Consider the following 20895-nt stretch of genomic DNA (forward strand, 5'->3'; position numbering starts at 1 on the left):
GAGAAGGAGCAATGAAAGCAAGATGATTCAACTTCCCGACGCCTATATACGGCAAATGAAAGAACAGCTCGGCGGGGAAGCCGAAGCTTTCCTCGACAGTTACGGCGAGCGACGAACCCAAGGATTGCGAATCCGCCCGGATAAAATAACCCCGGATAGCTTAAGCGAGCTGACGAAGCGATTCGGCCTGACGCCGGTGCCCTGGTGCGAAACCGGCTACTATTACGATGAAGCGTCCAAGCCCGGCAAGCATCCGTACCATGCGGCCGGATTGTATTATATTCAGGAGCCTTCGGCAATGTCCGCCGCAGCGCTGCTTGCGCCCCGGCCCGGCGATGTCGTGCTCGATCTGGCCGCCGCTCCCGGCGGCAAATCGACGCAGATCGCCGGCATGCTGCAAGGGCAAGGTCTGCTCATATCCAATGAAATTCACCCCGCCCGCGCCAAAATATTATCTGAAAATATCGAACGCATGGGCATCACCAACGCCGTCGTCACGCAGATGGCGCCCGATCCGCTGGCCGAGCGGTTCCCGCAATTTTTTGACAAAATAATGGTCGACGCTCCTTGCTCCGGCGAAGGAATGTTCCGCAAGGACCCCGACGCCGTCAGCGAGTGGTCTCCGGAGCATGTGCGCATGTGCGCCTCCCGGCAATGGGATATTTTGCAGGCCGCCGTTACGATGCTGAAGCCGGGCGGCCTGCTGGCCTATTCGACGTGCACGTTCAATAAGGCGGAGAACGAGGACAACGTCGCCGAGCTGCTGCGGCGCTACCCCGCGTTCGAGCTGCTGCGAACCGAACGCATCTGGCCGCACCGCAGCGCGGGCGAAGGGCATTTCGTCGCCTTGCTGCGCAAAGGCGGCGATGCGGCCTTGGGGGCGGCTTCCCTCGCCGCCGCCAAGGCAACCCCTGCCCGCGGCGCCAAGACCGCCGGCAAACGAGCCTCGCATCGCCCCGAGGAGGAGGCGATGCGGCTGTTTGCGGCGTTCGCCGCGGAGGCGCTTCCCGGCTTCGAGCTCCCTCCGGGAGAAGCCGTCCTGTTCGGCGGGCAGCTGTATTGGCTGCCGCATGCCGCTGGCTGTCCGTTCAATCCCGGCTATTTGAACGGACTGAAAGTGCACCGGCCCGGCCTGCATCTGGCCGAGGTGAAGAAAGGGCGCATCGAGCCTTCGCATGCGCTGGCGTTGGCTCTGCCGCGGGGAGCCGCGCGGCAGACGCTGGACTTCGCCGCCGACAGCCCCGAAGTCGATCGTTTCCTGCGCGGGGAAACGATCGATGCGGACCCTACGGCCAGCGGCTGGGCGCTGGTGGCGGCGGACGGGTTCGCCCTCGGCTGGGCCAAGCAGAGCGGGGGCCAAGCGAAGAACCATCTGCCGAAGGGGCTGAGGAGGCTCGGCAGCAGCGCTTAAACGGCGTCAGCGCGGACAGCGCCGCCATGAAAGCTTTCCGCCTTCGGACTGAATCGAGCCGAAGGCGGAAAGTCTGCAGATCGGCCGCTTGAAGCCAAACGCCAAAAAAACACTCCGTCCTCTTAAGCTGCAAGCCTGCTGCCGAATGCGGCTGTCTTGGCTTCGTTTTCAAGAAGAAGGAGTGTTTTTCATGTTTTTATTAATGAACTTGTTCGTTTTCGAACAGCATTTCTTCAAACGGCTGATTTTGGAACAGCATCGTCACATTGAAGGTTTCAAAATCTTTTTCCTTATCGAGCTCCTGCATCAGCAAAGCGACGATATATTCCCTATCGTCGGCATCGCCCGGTTCGCGAAAATCGATAAATCCGGTCACCTGCCGCTGGCTTATATCGATCGTCGCCGTCCCAATCGGCAACCCGCCGTGAGATTGCTGGTAAATTTCGTAGGTCAGCATGTCACCGTCATCTCGCGCCAAAACGATGGAATAATCGTCTTGGTCCATTTCGGCAAATTCCCAATCCGGCTCATCCGCAGCGTCAAGCAAATCCTCATGCGTCAGCTCGATCGTTTCGATAATATCATGATCCCATTCCATATGGAGGACGAAGGAATCCACCTCGTCTTCGTCAAAATCGCTGACCAGCAAATCCGCGACCGCTTCGATCTCATCCTCTTCCGGCTCAAGCATCCAACGAACGCTTCCGCTTACTTCCCGGCCGCTGATGTGCGCATCGCATTCGGCAACCAGCTCCTGCTCCTCGTCGTAAATATGGTACTTCACCTTATTGCGCGATTCGCTGACGACGGTCAGCTCGTAATAAGCGTCCGCTTCGTCCTCGGAGATCAGCTCCTCTTGCACGGAGCCATCCCAGGATGCTGCGCCGTCTTCCGCTTCCAATGTGTATTCATCCAGATCCGCAGGATTTTCATCCTCCAGCCGGTCGTAATCGTTCCATGAATCGTAATCCAAATCCTCCTCTACATTGTCCGCGGAGGATTCCAAACGGTCCGTAGCGATGACGCGGTCGTATTCGCTATAAGTAACCAGCACGTCGCAGGATATAATCCCCATCGCATCGATCAAAGCTTGCACATGCTGCTGCAGACAGGAGATCACCTCAGCTTTCGCATGCGGAGGAAGCATCGCTTGTTCCAATTGGATCGCTCCGCATAGGCGGTCGGACTCGCGGTACACCAGAGTCATGCTGCCCACAAACTGCCCATTCCATAGAATATCGTTCACTTCGCCGCCAGCCGTTCTCAAATCGGGTCTTAGCATAACATCCATTTGTGCTCGCCTCCAATGAAACTATTCATAGTACAGCGCTTCGGGTCATTCTTTGTTAGCGTGTCCCAAGGAAGCCCAAAATATATCCAGCGGTGAAAAACGCGGTACTTCTCCAGATTGCTCTCGCCTCAATAGACAGGAGTCCAAGCAAATGAAGTCATTTGCCATATAATAAAGTAAACCGATAACAAGAACAGCGCACAGACAAAGACACAGCCGCACTCCAACAACAACCGCTGCAAACGTCTTGCTCTATCGGTAAATTAACAAATGGGAGGAATCAGCATGTCCGGAGTTGGAGGATTCTACACAAGCACTGGTGTGATTTTAGTATTGTTCATCCTGTTGGTCATTGTAACCCGCGCTGGCTGGTTGTAATTCCCCTAGCCACTCAACATGCCGGGGTTTAGCCTCGAGCAACCAAAGAAAACGCATTATGCGCATACGCGAATGAAGCTAATTCAGGGAATCGCTGCCTTCCTCTGCACCCGCGCCCTGATTATCTATACTTTGGATGACGAACCACCCCCGGAAGCGGACAACGTTACGGGGAAACCCCGGTGCCCGCAGGAAACGGCCACGCACATTTCCTATGCCAGCACAAAAATACCGGTGCATTTTCATAAAATGCGCCGGTATTTTTCTTGCATCAACGAAAACAAACGTTACTGTCGTACCGCCCCGTAGGTCAGCAGAGCTTGATAAACGCCGTCCTCGTTATTCGAAGCGGTCATGGCGTCCGCCGCCTGCTTCACAGCTTCGGGAGAGTTCTCCATAGCAATGCCTAGTCCCGCGAACTCGAGCATCTCGATGTCGTTAAAGTAGTTACCCATCGCCATGATCCGCTCTCTCGGTATATCCCAATCCTCCGCCAGCTTTCGGAGAGCCTTTCCTTTGGACGCTTTGCCGCTCATAAAATCGATGAAATAGGCGCCGCTCCGAATATAGCGAAGCCCGGCAGGGACGAAGCCTCCCGGCAATTCCGCTTCCATGCGGTCCATCGCCTCGGACGAGCCGAATACGGTGAACTTCACGACTCTGTCTTCGAGCGACAAGACGTCCTCAATCACATGCGGACGGACGAGGAACTGCTCGTACATCTCCTGCGCCTCCGCTCCCAGCTTCTCCACATACATGTCCAGAGCCGTATTGACGTCAAAATGAACGCCGCTGTCGCGGCAGTAGCGGACGAGTTCGGTTATCTCCGCAATGGAAAAACCTTCTTCATGCAGCACCTCGCGTCCGGGCGCACGCACCGTAGCCGCGCCGTTATGCGTGATCAGCACGCCGCTCATCCCAAGCCGTTCCAGAACGGGAATGGCGCTTCCCGGTCCTCTTCCCGTACATAGCACGATGCGCGTTCCTTCCGCCTGGACTTTCTGCAGCGCGCTGCAGGTAGGCCCGGAAATTTCATGATCATCGTTCAGCAGCGTTCCGTCTATATCAAGCGCAATCAGTGAATAATTCATTGGCATCCGCTCCTCTGTCATTTTTTGCAAGCCTTTGTTCAGGCATTCTCGCCGATGCCGGCCCGCTGCAGCTGGAGCAGTTCTTCCTGCGTCAATTCCCGGTATTCCCCGGGCAATAAATACTCGTCCAGCAGCAGGGGTCCCATCGAAATCCGTTTGAGAAAAACGACCCGTTTGCCGACGGCCTGGAACATTCTTTTCACCTGATGGAACTTCCCTTCCATAATCGTCAACTCGATCTTGGATACGATTCCCGCGGCCGGATCGCCCTGACGTAAGATGGTCAACCGACCGGGCATCGTGACGTATCCGTCATCCAAAGTCACCCCTTCACGGAACGACTCGCCGTCCTCTTCCGTGACGGCCCCTTCCACCTCGGCGAAATACGTTTTTGGAACATGCTTGCGCGGCGACAGCAGCTGATGGGCAAGCTTGCCGTCGTTGGTGAGCAGAAGCAGCCCTTCCGTATCTTTATCCAGCCTTCCTACGGGAAACGGGGCAAAATGGCTGTACTGCTCGTCCAGCAAATCCAGCACCGTGCGTTCTCTCGCATCTTCGGTCGCAGATATGACCCCCTGCGGCTTGTTTAGCATTAAATAAATAAATTCGCGATACTGCACCGTTTCGCCGTTCACCGTAACCTGATCCCGCTCCGGATTTACTTGGACGCCGCTGTCTTTCACCGGCTTGCCGTTGAGCCGGACGGCTCCGTGTTTGACTAGCGCCTTGATCTCGCTTCTCGAACCGTAGCCCGTATGGGCCAACAGCTTATCAAGCCTCATTGACTGCTTCAATCTTAAGTCCACCTCCAGCCTGGGGGATAATCGTTTTTCAGCATGCCGTCCAGCCACTTGCCCCAGCCGATCGGATAACCGTCCACACCGACGAGACAATAGCCTTTTTTCTTCTCCATTCCGTTTGCCAGCTGCACCCTCTCTTCCGGCATCTCCAGCGTCTCCCCTTTCAAATAGCGTACGACGGCCGGATCATCGGAGGACAGCGAGATGAACCGGCTGGTCTCCTGCAGTCGCAGCCCCATCGCCAGCGCATGAGCCGGCTCAAACCGCTGCTTCTTCAGGCTCCCCATATACCAGCCCGGGCGAATGACGCGGATTCCGCTTAAGTCGGGCAGCCCTTGCGGGGTTACATAGATGTGCTCTCCGTGCAGGGAAATAGAGTCCACCGGTACGCCCGGGGCCATTTGCCGCATAAACTCGTAAAACGGCTGCAAATCCAGTACCGGCTGCCTGCGCGTCAGCCCTCGCTCCCAGCCGTAACGCTCCTTGCTCCTCGATTTCGCCTTATCCTTGCCTCCGCTCGCTGCGGTCATTAGCGACGGGAAGACGCTTTGCTTCGAGGGCGCCGCCCGGCCGATGCGATGCTCCAATACGGCGACGAAATGCCCTTCGCCGCTAAGCTGATGCGGCCACAGCCGCGCCGCTCCCTGCAGCTGCTGAGCGGCCGCCGCAGCTTGCATAGAACTGACCTCCGTGATGTCGACCCAGCTTGGATTGCCCGGCTGAAACCCATGCCGCATCAGAACCGGAACTACCTGAAACTCAGGATGCGCCCCTAGAAACTCGGCGATCATCAGCTCGTTCTCCTCCGGGGAAAACGTGCAGGTCGAATAGACCAATCGTCCGCCTGGGCGCAGCATCGCCGCCCCCTGCTTCAGCAAATCCCGCTGCATTCCCGCATAGCGGTCCACCCAGGCGGGCTGCCACGATTTGGCCATCTCCTCTTCCTTGCGGAACATGCCCTCGCCGGAGCATGGCGCGTCGATCAATATTTTATCGAAAAAGCCTTGAAACGCCTCTTCCAGTCGCTCCGGCCTTTCGTTCAAAATAACCGCATTTCGGGCGCCGCTGAGCTCGATATTTTTGACCAGCGCCTTAACTCTGTCGGGATGAATGTCGTTAGTGACCAGCACGCCTTCCCCGGCCAGTTTGGCGGCAATCTGCGTCGATTTGCCTCCGGGCGCCGCACATAAATCGAGCACCCGCTCGCCGGGACGAACGTCCAACAGCTCTACGGGTGCCATCGCGCTTGGCTCCTGAATATAGTACAATCCGGCGTGGTAATAAGGATGCTTGCCGGGTCTGTCTTCCTCGCGATAATAATATCCTGTCGAAGCCCAGGGGATCGGGTCCAGCTTAAGCGACGTCATCCCCTGAAATTCCGGTACGCTGCATTTCAATGTATTGACCCGAAGTCCGTACCACCGCGTATCCTCGTACGAAGCGAGAAATGCGGGAAACTCCGTTCCCAATAACCGTTCCATCTTTGTTACGAATGCCTCAGGCAAGCTGCTGCCCATACTCGATGTCCAACTTTCCGCAAATATGCTCAATTTCTAGTTAACTTGAAAAAAGAAAATTTTATCCCCGTCCGTCTGCGATTGATGACGCGCCATCCAATGACCGTCCAACCAGCTGAAGTCCTGATTGTCCCAATTATATTTCTTATAGCTGAACGCTGCAACAAGGAGATCCGGCCGCGTGAACGAGCTGACAAACACCCTCTTGCTCGGCTCGTCGACGAAGGTCACTACGTCCTCCTCCTGCCGCAGATCGACCTGTTTCGTTTTCCAGCGGCTCATATAATAGCTGTTATCGGCAACATTAACGAACACCTGCTCCTCGTTGACCGGAGAGAGCGGTTCGATACATATTTTTCCAAAAACGATATCGTTCTTGTCCCAGCCGTCCGGAACGTCAACCTTGTTTAGTACGGTCATGTTTCCGGTGGTCATGTCGCCGATCAGCCAGCTCACCGTCTTTTTATACGGCTGGCCTTTGCTGCCGGTCGCCATGATATATTTGTGGAGCAGCACGCTCTTCTTGCTTTCGCTGTACCCTCCGAATTCCAGCCTCTCCTTCGAATCTTGTGGAAGAGCGAACCGTTTCAGCAAGTTCCCTTGAAGATCGACCAACTGTACGCCGCTTGAGAGCAGCAGCGTCCGGTTGTCTCCCTGCATTATTTGCTCGGGAGCGCGATCGTAGGTAAAATTATAATACATCTCTTTCCCTTTTGCATCTGTTCCCGGATCGACATAGCCTTTCTCCTGAACAAACGGCTGTTTCACCGTCCCCGCGTTCATATCGATCCAATATATATCGCTTTGATAGCGGTTCGCCCCGAATAGAGCGATGCCGCTGGTTCCGATCGTCTCGAAATGTTCTCCCGCGCGAAGCTCGTTTGAACCTCCGATAAGACGCTGCATTTTTCCCGTAATAAGGTTATAATTGGCAATCCCGTTCAAACTGTCGCGGACGAACAAATGCTGCTTATCCGGAGTCAGCTCGGCGCTGTAAATGACAGGCGGAACGGCCGGCCCGTTGCCGGGAAGCGGTTCGTACCGGAACAGCTCCATGACCGGCGTAATCGTCTTTTGGCTCAGATCAAATTTGTTCACTTGATAAATCCATTCCTGATCCGCGTTCAGCACCGTCGTATACAGAAACTCGTCATCGGATACGAAGCCGCACAGCAGCGTCGATTGTTCGAACGGCTCGGGCGAAGGCCCGTACGTATAGCCGACCGTCTGGGTGGCGTATTGCCCGCTCGAAGGCTCCGCCACAGCTATATCCATTTGCGTCCAGGCTTGCTCTTCCTGGGTCAGCTCCCGCTCGATAAAATAGATCATGCGCCGCTCGTCCGCCGCTTTATATTGCTTCGTCACTTGCGCTTTTTTGACCGTGAGGGCGAACCCTCGGTTCAGCTTGACTTTACCGAGCTGCAGGGGACCGAAATCATGTCCGGGCAAATCCGGATTTTTCTCCTTATAAGCTTCCAATACTTGATAGGCAGGCGGGGATGGAAATAATTTGACGCGGTCTTCGTTCGTTTCCGCCGCGCTTACTTGGGTGGCCCGATTGACGCCCGGCTTACTGACCGAATAAACGGCGGCGAACAATACGATCAGCAGCAGCCCCCCTAAAACAAGCCATACATAAGGATGCACCGTTCTCAATCCGAATTTCTTCAAATTCCATTCCCCTTTAGTCCGCTATATAATGTGAACGCACTGCAAAAAGCCTACTGTTTTATTCCACGCTTTTGTCGAAAATCCTTCCATTATGATGTATGATTATTACAGACATTGAACTGGAAAGAGGGTATTTATGAAAAAGCTGGCTATTTATTTTTCCATCATTATCGTCCTGTTCGGCGCGCTTTACGTGATCAACCAGCAATCGGCAAAAGCCAAGAACGGGAAATATGCGAATAACGTATACGGCATTGCGCCGGACAAGCTGAATCCCGAAACAGTCAAGCAGCTGGACGATCCAAATTACCAAAATATTATATTGCCTGCCGATCTGGATAAGAAGCTGAACAATAAAGAAAATTTCTTCCTGTATTATTTCGCTTCGACATGCCCTCACTGCAAACGGACAACCCCCGTTCTCGCCCCGATGGCCAAAGAAATGGGCGTCGACATCAAGCAGTTTAACCTGGAAGAGTTCAAGGACGGCTGGGACAAATACGGCATCCAATTTACTCCCACGCTCATTTATTACAAGGGCGGCAAGGAAGTGGAGCGGATGGAAGGCGGTTTGGCCGGAGCCGGAGAACAGGGCTATTCCCAGGACGATTATAAACAGTTTCTTTTGAAGTATAAGAGCCAATAGAACGGTCCCGCAGCGGCCTTTCAAAGAAGAGCTGCCCCCATGTCCGTTACAATTAGAAACGGTTCGATGCTCGGTTCCGGGGGCTGCACCTACTGTACTGCAGCTCCCTTCCAGACCGTTCGAGCGCTTGCCCGTTCCCGAGAAAGATACATGGGGAGCGGCGCGCGAAAGCGCTATTTTCGCGATAAAAATCCAGCCTGCAGCCAAACCATTGTCTAAACGGATACGTTGGAGCGTCCTCCGGCGATGATTGAAGTTCCCACTCGCTATTCCAACTCGCCGCCGACTTCCCGGCCGCTTTTTCACCACGCTTTTAATAAGCTCAAACATTCCCGCACGGTAAAAAAGGACCTCACTGCCTGTAAACCTCCCCCATCGTTAGCGGTGTCTAACAATAGGAGTGCAGTTCACGGCAGCGGTCCTTTTTTTATAGTACACGTCAGTCTAAGGTTTTGCCCTACCCGGCTAGTGTTCTTCTCCCGGTACGGGAGGGTTCTCCCGCAGCGCCTCGACCATCGTCTCCAGCTCCGGGTCGGTTATGCGTATGTCCAGATCGTAGAAGTCGAACGGTTGTTCCTCGATCCGCTCCAGCTTCGCCAAATACAGTCGGCTGTCCCGGACCAGCCGGACGAGATCGATCCCCGCCTCGGCCTTCTGCCGGGGCTCCAGCTTCTCCAGCGCGGCGGTAAACAGCTTGACCGCTCCGCTTACATTGCCGTTGCGGTGATGATACAACCCGACCGCCACCTGCAGCAGCCCTTGGTACAAAGGAGCCCGGCCTTCTTCCAGCCATAGCTCCTCCATCACTTCGTGGCATTCGAAGTAATCCCGCGCGACGTTAAAGTAATATACGAATTCCACATAGAGCCGATCATAGGAGCTGTTCCCGATCATCTGTCGTCCCCCTCCCGGCCAATCCGGCTCAAGATTCATCCTGCTGCCCTTTTTTCGCCCGGGCGATGGCTTCGTCGATGTCGCTGAGCAGCTCCTTGAAGAACCACATGTCATCCGTCTCCCAATGCTCGTTGAAGCGGAGCTGGAACTGCGCGGCTTCGCGGACGCGCCTGTAAAAATACAGCTCCTGAATGCCGTTCAGCACTCGGGACACCATATTCGACTTATCCTCGAACAGCTGCTGCGATTCGACGATCTCCTCACGGATGCTGCTCATTTCCTGATCGAGCAAATATGCGGCTTCCGCCGCCTTGCTAAGCCGTTTAATGACATCCTCCGGCAAGCTTTCCCGGTATTTATAATTGAGCGAATGCTCGATCGTAGCCCAAAAATTCATCGCAAGCGTACGGATTTGCACCTCGGCCAGCACTCGCTTCATCCCGAGCGCGGTTTGCACCGGATATTCTACAATCATATGGTAGCTCCGGTAGCCGCTTGGCTTTTTGTTTTTAATATAATCTTTCTCGTACAGCAGCGTCATATCTTCGCGCTGGCGGATCAGTTCGGCCAGCCGTTCGATATCTTCGACGAATTGGCACATAATGCGGATTCCCGCAATATCCTCGATACCGGTCTCGAGCTGCTCCATCGGCACGTTTAATCGTTTGGCCTTTTCCAGAATGCTCGAAATTTTTTTCACGCGTCCCGTTACAAATTCAATCGGAGAATATTCTTCGCGGCTTTTCAATTCGCCGCGCAGCGTCTTGAACTTTACTTTTAATTCCTCTACCGTCTGCTCGTAAGGCAATAAAAATTTTTTCCAGTCGAGACCATCCATCCGTGTTCCTCCATTCCTTTACCTTCTGTGGGCTGAACCGACCGCTTCCGCAATATGCTTGAAGCCGTCCTTCCTGAGGAGTGCCCGCAAACCTTCATTCAGCTTCCGGATTAATCCGGGGCCTTCATATATCAATGCCGTATATACTTCAACCAGACTCGCTCCGGCGCAAATTTTGGCATATGCGTCTTCCGCCGTAAATATGCCTCCCGAACCGATGATAGGAAGCTTCCCTTCCATAGCCGCATAAACGGTATGAATCAGCTTGGTGGAACGTTCCGTCAACGGCTTGCCGCTTAAGCCTCCCGCTTCTCCTTTATGAGGATGCGTTAAGCCCGCGCGCGATATGGTCGTATTCGATGCGATAATACCGGACACGCCGCTGTCTGCGATCGTACGCACGATATAGGTGATCTCGTCGCCCTCCAGATCGGGAGCGATCTTGACAAGAATCGGCTTCTGCGCTCCCCCGTGCTTACGATGCTGCAGCTCCATCTCGTCCTTAACGGCCGCAAGCAGTCTGGACAAATCGTCTCCATGCTGAAGATTACGCAGATCCGGCGTATTCGGAGAGCTGATATTTACCACGAAAAAATCTCCGTAAGCGTACAGCCCGCGGATGCATGCCCGATAATCTTCCTCCGCCTGTTCGTTCGGCGTCGTCTTGTTCTTGCCGATATTGATCGCAAGCGGTATCGAACGACGGCCCGTCTGACGCAGATGCTCGGCCATCGTTTCGATCCCGACGTTATTGAAGCCCATACGGTTGATCAGAGCCGTATCCTCCGGCAGCCTGAACAGTCTTGGCAGCTCATTGCCGGCCTGCGGCTTGGGCGTGACGGTGCCGACCTCCATGAAGCCGAAGCCGATGCTGGAGAAGCCCTGCACCGCCTTCGCATTTTTGTCGAGCCCTGCCGCAAGGCCCACCGGATTGCCGAAACGGATTCCCCACAGGTTCGTCTCCAGCTCCGGATATCGAGGGACTCCATACATTCCTCGCAGCAGCGCCCTGCCTCCCGGCAAACGGCTGGCCGTATGAAGCCCGTCTATCGTCAAATGATGGGCTTTTTCGGGGTCCATCCGAAATAACACCGGTTTTGCTATCTTCTTATAAAGCATGCTTGCTCTCCCCTAACCGTTCTTTAAGTTGCTCTCCTTGAACAGTTTATCGTTTTATCGAGGAAAAATAAAGAGGACAAGCCATGCAAAATGATGTTCTTCACCGGGTCCATTATGATAAAATATGCTTAAATCTATGAAAAGGCAGGGCGGATCTCTATGCACCGAAAAAAACCAACTTATTTGCAGCAGCGCAAACCGCAAGAAACCGTCAACAAAAAAGCGATTATCTGGGTCGGCTCCATATTCGTCGCGCTGATTGTGGTTATGGCCGTGTTGCTCGTCTTTAACAAGTGACGCAGCTGATTTATTGAAAAAGGAGCGCTTCTCTTCATCGCAAGAGATACGCTCCTTTTTGCCGTTGCAGCCCTTCACGGGCTTGAAGCCGTGTCGGCTCAATCAAGCCACTTGTACACCTTCCCCGGATTAGTCTCCTCGCTGGATACCGGCAGGCCGAACGGCGGCTGCCCTCGCTTGATCTCGGTCGGCAGCAGCCCGTGGCCGATCGTCACCGGCGTTCCTAGCGGCGCCATCGCGAACAGCTCCTCAATGTCCTCCTTCAGCATGCGCACACAGCCGAGCGATTGATCCTTGCCGATGCTGGACGGCTTATTCGTCCCGTGAATCGCATACTGCGTATCCGATAAGGTCATACCGCGGCTGCCGAATTCGCCGTTCGATTTGCCGTTCGGATTACGTACCTTCTCCGATATTTCGAAGGTGCCTTCCGGCGTCCTGCCGGCTCCGAGACCGACAGGATAGATTCGTACGATAAATCGCCCGCTGACAAGCGCCAGCCGGTGATTCGACTTGTCCACTACGATGGAGAGCGGCTCGCTAAGCGGCTTGACGAGCCCGCCTGTGCCTACTCCTTCGTCTCCGGCGGAGGAAGCGTCCGAAGCGGAAGCTTCCGCATCTGCCAGTACGGGAGCGGATGCCGCGGCCGCTTGCGCCGCTTGCCCTTTGCGTTCCTGGTACAGCTGCTCCATGAACGGGGTTGCGCCGGACAGCACGTTGTCCGGATAAGGCCTGCTTAAGTCGGCCAAGCTGTCCGCAGCCTCGCCATACTTACGCTCGTATGCCTGAAGAGCGGAATTCAGCACAAGCTCCTGCTCCCTCTGCTGCGACCACGCCCGGTAGACGGCCTGCGGCTTGGCGGGGTCCGTCGGCTGACAGCCGCAGCTTTCGGCATCGTGATATTCGATTTGCTGCTGGGAAGCGTCCTGCCGGGCGGCGACGGACAACAGGATGTCCGGAGGCGTAAGCCAGGAAATCCAATCGCCGCCTGCCGCCGGCTTGCCGTAAGCCAATATGGCGTAACGGTTCAATCTCTCCTGCAGCAGCATTTGCTGCAGCGCCGCCCCCACCCTTTCCTTGGATTTATCGCCGGTCACATAATATACTTTCGTTTGTTGCACTTGATCTGCGGTCATATCCGGAGGAAGCGTGTAGGCTTGCTGACTCTGCCGGGTCTCGGACCCCCATTGCGGTGCGAATACGACGCCCAGCAGCAGAAGCAGAGTCAGGCCGGCCAGCCTCAATCGGCCGAGCAGCTTGTTTCTTTTGCCGCGCCGCTCCCACAAAGTTAAGGACCGCTCCGATTCGGGAGAAACCGCAATCGTCCGGTTCTCGAAGGCCTCGTATATTTCGCCGGCCTGCGTATAGCAGTACAGCGCCTTGCCCCGCTTGCCCTGCGCGTCGTACTCTCGGCCGAGCAAATACCAGGCCATTTTGTTCTGCGGATGCTCCCTGACGTACTTCTTCAAATATAACGGATCATCCAACGGATGGTGCTGAAAAAATTGGCGAAGCTGTTCATCGTGATCCTTCGGTTTCACCTCCGGCCCTCCCTCCCGCTTTCCAGCTTTCTCCCAGTAATATCGGCAGCGGTGGCGCCGTTTTAAAGGGCTTTCGGAAAAACATCGGGCGAACGCTTCCTCCGATTCATGCAAAAGCCCGGCATAACGCTTATGGCTAAACGTCGCCGGGCTTCCCTCGCTCATCTATATCATTCGTTTTTAGCTGTACTCGCAACACATTTACGGATGAACGTCTTCGAATTCCGGAAGCTCTCTGCCGCTGAAGCCGTCCAAATAATGCCGCCGCCGCATGACCGCTTCGAAAGCGTCCGCCATTTCCGGGTCGAAATGCGTTCCTTTGCAGCGGATAACTTCGGCGACTCCGTCGCGGTAACTTCGCCCTTTGGCGTAAGGTCTGTCCGTCGTCATCGCGTCGAAAGCGTCAGCAACGGCGACAATTCTAGCAAAAAAAGGAATTTCCGTTCCGCGAAGCCCCTCCGGATAGCCCGAGCCGTCCATTTTCTCATGGTGGTATTTGGCGACTTCGGTTGCCTGCAGCATTCTCTCGTACGGTTCCATCCGGGACAAGATCCGCGCCCCGATCGTCGTGTGGGAGCTCATGATCAGAAACTCTTCATCGTCCAAACTGTCCGCCTTCAGGAGCACCTTATCCGGCACTCCGATCTTGCCGATATCATGCATTAAGGCCGATTGGTGAAACTGAAAGCAGTCTTCCCCGGAGACGCCCAGCTCTTTGGCGATCCATAGCGAATAAAGAGCCACCCTGGAGGAATGTCCGGCCGTATAAGGGTCGCGCGAATCCAGCGCCAAAATAAGCGAGTGAATAACGCTCATCGACACTCGATGGTCCTTCGCGGCCAAGCCTTTATGTAACTCCTCGGCTGATTCCAGCATGAGAGAAAGCTCCTTATTGCGTTTCTCCAATTCCGTGATCTTGCTGTGCAGCTGCTGTAAGTCGGACACCGTTTCTCCTCCCGGTTCATGACAATCATACCTTTATCATAATCTAAAAGACCTATGATGTGAAGGGAACTCTCGAGCCCCTCCGCCATCATAGGTCTTTTCTCATACGCTTATTGCACCGACTGCTTTTTCCGGACAATGACCGTCCGCGTCGCTTGATCCCATTGCACGTCCAAGCCGATCTCTTCGGCAAAAAAACGCACGGGAACATAGGTCAGATCATGCTCGATGTAAGGAGCGGCATCCGTTTCATGAACGGCTGCAGGCTTGCCTGCTTCCGTCGTCGTCATGCCGGTCTTGCCGATATACAATTCGACGGTCGTCCCGTCCTTGCTAAGCTGCACGCTGCGATCCTCGTCCCGGTAAGTGACGTTGTAGCCGAGCGCCTCCGTAATGGCTCGCACCGGAACCATCGTACGGTCATTGACGATTTCGGGCGGCGCCTCGAACGCTATGATCCGAGAGCCCAGCACGACCTTGATCCCGTCATCCTGAGGCAGGTCGGAAGGCAGCTGATACAAGCTCAGCTTCCGAATCTTGTTGTTATACGAATCGGCGATGAAGATGTCGCCGCTTGCCGTCACCGCAACGTCCGTCGGCCGGTAGAACCGGGCATAACGGTCGATCCCGTCGTTCTCCCCGGTCGGCTTGCCGGCGTCTCCCGCCAGCGTGACGACTTGGCCGCCATGCAAATAACGGATCGAATGGTTCATGCTGTCGGCGATAAGAACGCCGCCTTCTTCCGTCAAGGCAAGCCCTGCAGGATAATTGAACATCGCTTTCTGAGCGTCTCCGTCGGCAAAGTCGCCTGGAACGTACAATTCGGTATTGCCGTACAGCGATCCGCCGGTCGCCGCCGATCCGGTTCCGCCGCCAGCTACCGTCGTCACTTTACCGGAGGAAAAATCCATATAGCGAATACGTTGGTTGCCCGAATCGCTGATGTACAAATTGCCTTTGCCGTCGATAGCCAAACCGGAAGGCTCGTTGAACTTGGACTTGGCGATCTCTCCGTCCGCATAATCGCCTCCCCATACGACTTGCCCCGGAGTTACTTCCACCGGCCGCTTGGAATCGGCGGTCAAGGTAGTGACTTGACCGTCCTTGGCAATACGGCGGATCGCATGATTCAGCGAATCGGCGACATAGACCGTCCCGTCAGGAGCTACGGCGACATCCTTCGGATGGTTGAAGGTCGCTTCCGTCCCTTTGCCGTCCTTGTCGCCGGTTAAGCCGTTGCCGGCCAGCGTCGTTACGCTGCCGGCCGGATCGATCTTGCGGATCGCGTTGTTGCCCGAATCGGCGACATATATATTGCCGGCCGCATCGGCGGCAAGCCCCGCAGGCTGCTGAAAGGCCGAGCGAAGCGCCGTTCCGTCCAGCCTTACGCCCATAGGCAAGCCCTTGTCGTCCCGGCCGATCAGCATGCCGGCGTAAGTCTTGACGCCTGAGCCTGCAATGCTTCGCAGCATATGATTTCTCGCATCGGTAACGAGCAGGCTGCCGTCCCCAAGCGGCAGCAGCGAGTCGGGATTGCGGAATGTGGACTCAAGCCGCTGCCCGTCATAGCTTCCGAAGTCGCCGCTGCCCGAATAAGTCGTCACATCCGTCATGATCTGTCCGTCGCTGCTCAGCAGAGCATCCGCAAAATTCGCCGCCCCCGCGCTCGTCCCGCCGCCCAGCAAGCATGCCGTCATAGCTGCGAAAACGAACAGCTTTCCTGTTTTCTTCATAAGCTTTCCAGTTCCCCTCTACCCTTATTCAATATATTCCTGCTTTTCTTACTTCACGGGAAGTGCGTCCGGCTGACTGGCCAGATTGACCTCGGCGATCACTTTGCCTGTCCGGTCGACCACTTTATAATAGATCAGCTTGACGTTCAGCGAGTTCACATCGCTTCCGGACAAGGCAAGCGGGATGGAGACAAGCGCCTGCTCGCCCGGTACCTCAATAGCTCCGGAGTCCGCTCCGAATGCGGAGGCCGCATAGATGAGCTCCGATTCGGCAGCGCCGGCGGACTGCATAAGCCGCTCGACGCTCTGCGACCGGGAACCGAATACAGTGTCACTGCTGCGAACGACCGTCCCGTCCCCCTTATAGCTAAGCCGGTTATCATAAACGAGATGCGCTTCTACCGCGTAGAAAGCGTTCGGTTTCACGAAATGCTTCATCGCCAAATTCGCCGTAACCGCGTTATTCTGTCTTGTGACCGATTGAAGGAAGATAGCCATGGACTGATCCACCGTTATTTTCGGCACGGCTACCGGAGCGCTGAGCAAGCCGCCGCGGTCCGTCACAATCGTCAAATCATCCAATACGATAACCCCGCCCATGAAGCCGGTCAGCGGAATCGATACTTCTTGATCGCCTTGACCGGCCGCCTCGGCAATCGTTACCCCCTGCCTCATGACTTTGACCTTCGTATCTATCGGCGCCTTCACGACGATGATCGGCGTATTCGTTGCCAGATCGGTTTGCGGGCTGATCAGAATCGGAGCATCGGAAATCGTAATGGCCGGCAAATACACCGGGCTGCTCGTCATGCCGCTTCTTACCGCGACGACTGTCAAATTGTAAGTGCCTTCGGGCAGCGTCTTCAGCGTCAAGGCGACGTCCCGATCTCCCGCCCCGGGCGCGGATGCAAGCAGCTCGCTGCCGTTATAAATCCGCAGTTCGGTATCTTCGGGCGCTCTTGCTTGAACGACTGCCGGATTAAACCCGGTCGCCGCCTGCTGAGGGCTCGTCACCGTCGGACTCGGAGGCTGCTTCAGCGAGGAATGCGATCCTCCGCCTCCTCCGCTTCCTCCGGACGCGGTTGTGCCGCCGCCCTGAGGCGCGCTGTTGGCGGCTGCGCTGTCCAGAAACCGCTGCAGCTGCTCGCCGCTAAGCTGGGACATATATTGAGCCATCGCGCTTTGATTTGCGGCTTCAAGCGCTTTTTGATTCGCCTCGTCGATCTTTTGTTTTTCAGCCATCAGTTTATCCAGCATCTCGCCCAGGCTTTGCTGCATTTGGGCCAGCTGCTGCATCTCAAGAGCCGCCTTGTTGAATTCGGAAGCTTGCTGCTGCTGCTTCAACTGCGCTACTTCAGGGTCCAACCCTGCGCTTCTATCGATTGGCGGAACGTTATTAAGATCGATTTTTCGCTGCTCATTTTGAATCTTTTGGTTAGCCTCATCGATCGCCTTCTCGGACAATTTCCTGCTGTCGACGGCGGCCTTGGCCAAATTTGGAACAAGCGCGTCGAAGTTTTGGGTCACTTTATTCAAATCGTCGTTATTGTTAATCTTCAAAATGCCGCTTGGGTCGAACTGCATCGATCCCTGCTTAAGCTTTTGCTTGATCTGATCATTTTCCTGCTGCAGTCCTTGAATGTTGTTCAGCAGCGCCTGAATAACCTCGGGAGGAGCCGAACTAACGATTTCTTCCGGATTGACGTAGTCTACATTGACGCGCAGGTCGGATACGCCGGTTCGCGAATCCAGATTAATTTGCTGGGAGGGATACACGGTGACATGCTGTCTCTCCTGATTCGGTTTGTCCGCATTTCCCGCATCATAGCTGGTTACGGTCGTAGCGCTGACGACGCCGGCAGCTACGAGCATCGTCGTTTGGCCGGTAACCGGATTTACACTCGTATACAAGTACGTGCCCCGGACTCCCATGACGGCGGTCGGGGTTTCAATCTCGAAATCGTCCTCCGAGCCGACCAGACTCTTGACCTTCGTCCAGGCCGATCCCGCCCAAAGCTTAAACTTGGACGTCTTGCCCCCTCCCTGGTTGGTCAAATCCGATATGGACACTTCCGCGTTTTCGCCGACGGTAATTTCATCGTCGTGATCCGCCGTTCTTAAGACAAGGGAAGCCCCGCTTCCCGTAGAGACAAGATCCCCCTCATTCAGGCTCATATCCTCATAAACCGTATACGATTTGGAGCCTCCCGCCTTGCGCACGGTGACATCGCCGCTGACTTCCGCCACAATCGCTACGCGGCTCGATTTGGCCTGTGCCTGCGGAGCCATAGCGGATGCCAGCAAAGAAAATATGAAACAAAAGACGAGAATTATAGAAAAAAACGATTTGCAGTTTCGCAGCCCAATCCGGTTCGCAGCTCCCACAACCTAACTCCTCCTAAAGACATCATTCTATGAATCTTGCGACTCTATGACTCTATATATTTCATTGTAAAATGACAACCAGCAATTGACAATGCATAAATTGGCGCATTATGACGCCGCCTCCGGTTTTTTCGGCACCGCAGGAGCGGCTTTCCAGCCGGTCACTTCGTACAGCTTGAGCGGTTTGCTTTTTCCCTTCATCAGCTTCTCTCCGACGTATTGATATTCGAAATAAAGCTTGGTTAATTCATAGGTCGCTTCCGATACGAGAATTTGGTTCGGTCCCGTATTGGATTCGATTCTCGCCGCCGTGTTGACGTTATCCCCGATCGCCGTATAGTCGACGCGCAAATAGGAACCGATATTGCCGACGACGACGTCGCCGGTATTGATGCCGATGCCTACGCTGATGGTCACTCCGTATTTGTCCCAAACGTCGGCCCGCACCTGCTCCATGCCTTTTTGAATCTCGTAAGCGGTCTTAACGGCGTAATACGGATGCTCCGGAACGTCGAGCGGCGCATTGTACAAAATCATCGCGGCATCCCCGATAAATTTGTCGATCGTTCCGTGATTCTCAAGCGCCCGTTCCGTAATCAAGTTGAACATCATATTGAGAAAATCGACCACTTCCTCGGGCTTCAGCTTCTCCGACAGCGGGGTGAAGCCGCGCACGTCGAGAAATAAGATCGACAGCTCCTTGCTGATGCCCCCGAGGCGAATATCGGAATCGTTCCTTGCGATCTCCTTGACCAGATCGGGTGATATGTACCGGCCGAACTGCTTCGTAATGTAATTTTTTTGCTTCGTCTCAAAATACGTTTTCATAGAGATATTGACCAAATACGAAATAAGCCCGCTCGCAACGGCTCCAATCGTATCTATGTACAGATCGGTGTAGGCGAAGGAAACGTATTGGACGGCGAGCAGCAGCACGGAGCATCCGAACACGGCGATAACGCCCAGAATCGGCTTCAGCTTCCATGTCAGCAGCCCGAACAGCAAAATCATGAACAAAACCGAAGCGACCGTCCATGCGCCGCCGGCAGGCTGTATCCATTGCTGCTTCAGCAGCTGATTCAATATGTTCGCATGCGCATACACCAGATGCATATGCTGCTCAACCGGCGTGATCCCTTCATCCGAACCTGGGGCGGTATAACCGACAAGCACCATCCTATCCTTGAAAGCGTCGTCCGGAATGGCGCCGCTCAGCACCTTGGCGAACGGAACCGTCTCGAAGTCTTTCTCCGTCGCATCCCATTTGATATACATCTCGGACTTGGGCCGGTTTTGCAGTGCGGGCTTATCCAAATACTTGCCGACGTCCACCCCGCCCAGCTGCGCCATAGCGAGCGCCAGCGATGGGAACACCCCTTCCGGCGTTTCGATCTGCAGCCAATTCGTGCGAATCACCCCGTCGGAGCTGTCGATCGCCGCATTGATATGCGCCTTGTTCGCGTACTGCCGAAACATCGGAATAGGCTGCTCAATCGTTCTGGCAGAGATCAGCTCTCCCTCCTTGACCTTCGTTTTCCGCTCGAAATCCCCTTCTACGCCGGCATGAGACGGAAGGACAATATTATTGTAATGAGATAACGCCTCGGAAAACTGCTTGTCGCTTTCGGGATTGCCGCTCTCGGTATAAAATTCGATATCGAAGCCGATCACCTTGGCTCCGGCCTTTTCCAGTTTCTGAATGAGCTCTGCGTATACTTTTCGATCCCACGGATAAGGTCCGACCGATTTAATAGATTCCGTGTCGATACCTACCACGACGATATCCTCATGCGGCTGCCCGGTCATGGACTGCTTCAGATTAAAGTCCAACGCCTGATTCGATAGCACCTTCCAAAGACCTATCAATAAAAAAACAAAACAGACAAGTACAATAATTGCGTTGCCGGTCGCAATGACAGCGGGTTTGCTGACACTCTTCTTCATCCATGACCCTCCAGACCTAGTTTCGTCCTAATAGTAACACAAATTTTCCATAATAACATAAGTATTGTACGGCTGAAACAAAAAAAGCTTCACCGCTAGGTCTACATACCTAGTGATGAAGCTTTTTTCGTAAAACCGCGCCAATCGGGCGTTATTAGTTGAACGGGCTGTCGGCCACTTTGATAGAATCCGTAGGGCAGCCGTCTTGAGCGTCTTGCAGATCGTCGTACAGATCTTCCGGAATTTCCGTTACGCCTTGGTTGCCGTCGCCTTCGTAAATAACTTCGGCAAGACCTTCGTCGTCGTAATCGTAAATATCAGGAGCCGTCGCGCCACAGGCTCCGCACGCGATACAGGTATCTTTCTCAACCCAAGTGTATTTTGCCATTGTTAA

Annotated in this window: 18 protein-coding genes; 4 read left to right on the top strand and 14 right to left on the bottom strand. The window is 54.8% G+C overall.

Annotated elements, in window-relative coordinates; genetic code table 11:
* Positions 1-22: 22 nt before the first annotated feature.
* Entirely contained in the window at positions 23-1411 is a 1389-nt protein-coding gene (locus N0M98_RS08170) for an RsmF rRNA methyltransferase first C-terminal domain-containing protein (RefSeq protein ID WP_259617510.1), read from the top strand.
* A 199-nt stretch (positions 1412-1610) separates the two neighbouring features.
* On the opposite strand, the gene N0M98_RS08175 is transcribed toward N0M98_RS08170, so the two are convergent.
* The gene (locus N0M98_RS08175) at positions 1611-2702 is read right to left on the bottom strand and encodes a hypothetical protein (RefSeq protein ID WP_259617511.1); all 1092 of its coding nucleotides are present in this window, start codon (positions 2700-2702) and stop codon (positions 1611-1613) included.
* Between the two features lie 285 nt (positions 2703-2987).
* On the opposite strand from N0M98_RS08175, the gene N0M98_RS33840 reads away from it, so the two are divergent.
* On the top strand, positions 2988-3080 hold the full coding sequence (locus N0M98_RS33840) for a YjcZ family sporulation protein (protein ID WP_249864872.1): 93 nt from the start codon (positions 2988-2990) through the stop codon (positions 3078-3080).
* Positions 3081-3367: 287 nt separating this feature from the next.
* Here N0M98_RS33840 and N0M98_RS08185 read toward each other — a convergent pair whose 3' ends face one another.
* From N0M98_RS08185 to N0M98_RS08200, 4 genes are read right to left on the bottom strand one after another with little or no spacing between them, the layout of a single operon-like run.
* Complete coding sequence (locus tag N0M98_RS08185) at positions 3368-4171, bottom strand: Cof-type HAD-IIB family hydrolase (protein ID WP_249864873.1); 804 nt, start codon at positions 4169-4171, stop codon at positions 3368-3370.
* Positions 4172-4209: 38 nt separating this feature from the next.
* A complete protein-coding gene (locus N0M98_RS08190) occupies positions 4210-4965 on the bottom strand; it encodes a pseudouridine synthase (protein WP_249864874.1) in 756 nt (251 codons plus the stop codon).
* A gap of 2 nt (positions 4966-4967) precedes the next feature.
* A complete protein-coding gene (locus tag N0M98_RS08195) occupies positions 4968-6488 on the bottom strand; it encodes an RsmB/NOP family class I SAM-dependent RNA methyltransferase (protein ID WP_249864875.1) in 1521 nt (506 codons plus the stop codon).
* Between the two features lie 36 nt (positions 6489-6524).
* Positions 6525-8159, bottom strand: coding sequence for a hypothetical protein (locus N0M98_RS08200; protein WP_259617512.1), 1635 nt, complete (start codon positions 8157-8159; stop codon positions 6525-6527).
* Between the two features lie 136 nt (positions 8160-8295).
* On the opposite strand from N0M98_RS08200, the gene N0M98_RS08205 reads away from it, so the two are divergent.
* The gene (locus N0M98_RS08205; protein WP_249864877.1) at positions 8296-8805 is read left to right on the top strand and encodes a thioredoxin family protein; all 510 of its coding nucleotides are present in this window, start codon (positions 8296-8298) and stop codon (positions 8803-8805) included.
* 465 nt (positions 8806-9270) lie between these two features.
* Here the strand turns inward: N0M98_RS08205 and N0M98_RS08210 are convergent, their stop codons facing one another.
* The 3 genes from N0M98_RS08210 to N0M98_RS08220 are packed head-to-tail and all read right to left on the bottom strand — an operon-like array spanning position 9271 to position 11656.
* Entirely contained in the window at positions 9271-9699 is a 429-nt protein-coding gene (locus N0M98_RS08210; protein ID WP_249864878.1) for a DUF309 domain-containing protein, read from the bottom strand.
* Between the two features lie 28 nt (positions 9700-9727).
* Positions 9728-10537, bottom strand: coding sequence for a GTP diphosphokinase (yjbM, locus tag N0M98_RS08215; RefSeq protein ID WP_249864879.1), 810 nt, complete (start codon positions 10535-10537; stop codon positions 9728-9730).
* An 18-nt stretch (positions 10538-10555) separates the two neighbouring features.
* Positions 10556-11656 (bottom strand): quinone-dependent dihydroorotate dehydrogenase, encoded by a 1101-nt coding sequence (locus N0M98_RS08220; protein ID WP_249864880.1) that lies wholly within the window; start codon positions 11654-11656, stop codon positions 10556-10558.
* 159 nt (positions 11657-11815) lie between these two features.
* Between N0M98_RS08220 and N0M98_RS08225 the strand changes: the two genes are divergently transcribed.
* Complete coding sequence (locus N0M98_RS08225) at positions 11816-11953, top strand: hypothetical protein (protein WP_249864881.1); 138 nt, start codon at positions 11816-11818, stop codon at positions 11951-11953.
* 98 nt (positions 11954-12051) lie between these two features.
* Here N0M98_RS08225 and N0M98_RS08230 read toward each other — a convergent pair whose 3' ends face one another.
* From N0M98_RS08230 to N0M98_RS08255, 6 genes are all read right to left on the bottom strand, one after another.
* Positions 12052-13494 carry a L,D-transpeptidase family protein gene (locus N0M98_RS08230; protein WP_259617513.1) on the bottom strand — a complete coding sequence of 481 codons (1443 nt, stop codon included), beginning with the start codon at positions 13492-13494 and terminating at the stop codon, positions 12052-12054.
* 201 nt (positions 13495-13695) lie between these two features.
* A complete protein-coding gene (locus N0M98_RS08235; protein ID WP_249864883.1) occupies positions 13696-14439 on the bottom strand; it encodes an HD-GYP domain-containing protein in 744 nt (247 codons plus the stop codon).
* 110 nt (positions 14440-14549) lie between these two features.
* Positions 14550-16172, bottom strand: coding sequence for a stalk domain-containing protein (locus N0M98_RS08240; RefSeq protein WP_249864884.1), 1623 nt, complete (start codon positions 16170-16172; stop codon positions 14550-14552).
* A gap of 48 nt (positions 16173-16220) precedes the next feature.
* Positions 16221-18461 carry a FecR domain-containing protein gene (locus N0M98_RS08245; protein WP_259617514.1) on the bottom strand — a complete coding sequence of 747 codons (2241 nt, stop codon included), beginning with the start codon at positions 18459-18461 and terminating at the stop codon, positions 16221-16223.
* A gap of 204 nt (positions 18462-18665) precedes the next feature.
* Positions 18666-20501, bottom strand: a complete 1836-nt coding sequence (locus tag N0M98_RS08250) for a CHASE2 domain-containing protein (RefSeq protein ID WP_259617515.1) — start codon at positions 20499-20501, stop codon at positions 18666-18668.
* A 154-nt stretch (positions 20502-20655) separates the two neighbouring features.
* Positions 20656-20889 (bottom strand): ferredoxin, encoded by a 234-nt coding sequence (locus N0M98_RS08255; protein ID WP_249864887.1) that lies wholly within the window; start codon positions 20887-20889, stop codon positions 20656-20658.
* Positions 20890-20895: the final 6 nt, after the last annotated feature.

The organism is Paenibacillus doosanensis (assembly GCF_025060755.1).
Lineage (GTDB): Bacteria > Bacillota > Bacilli > Paenibacillales > NBRC-103111 > Paenibacillus_S > Paenibacillus_S doosanensis.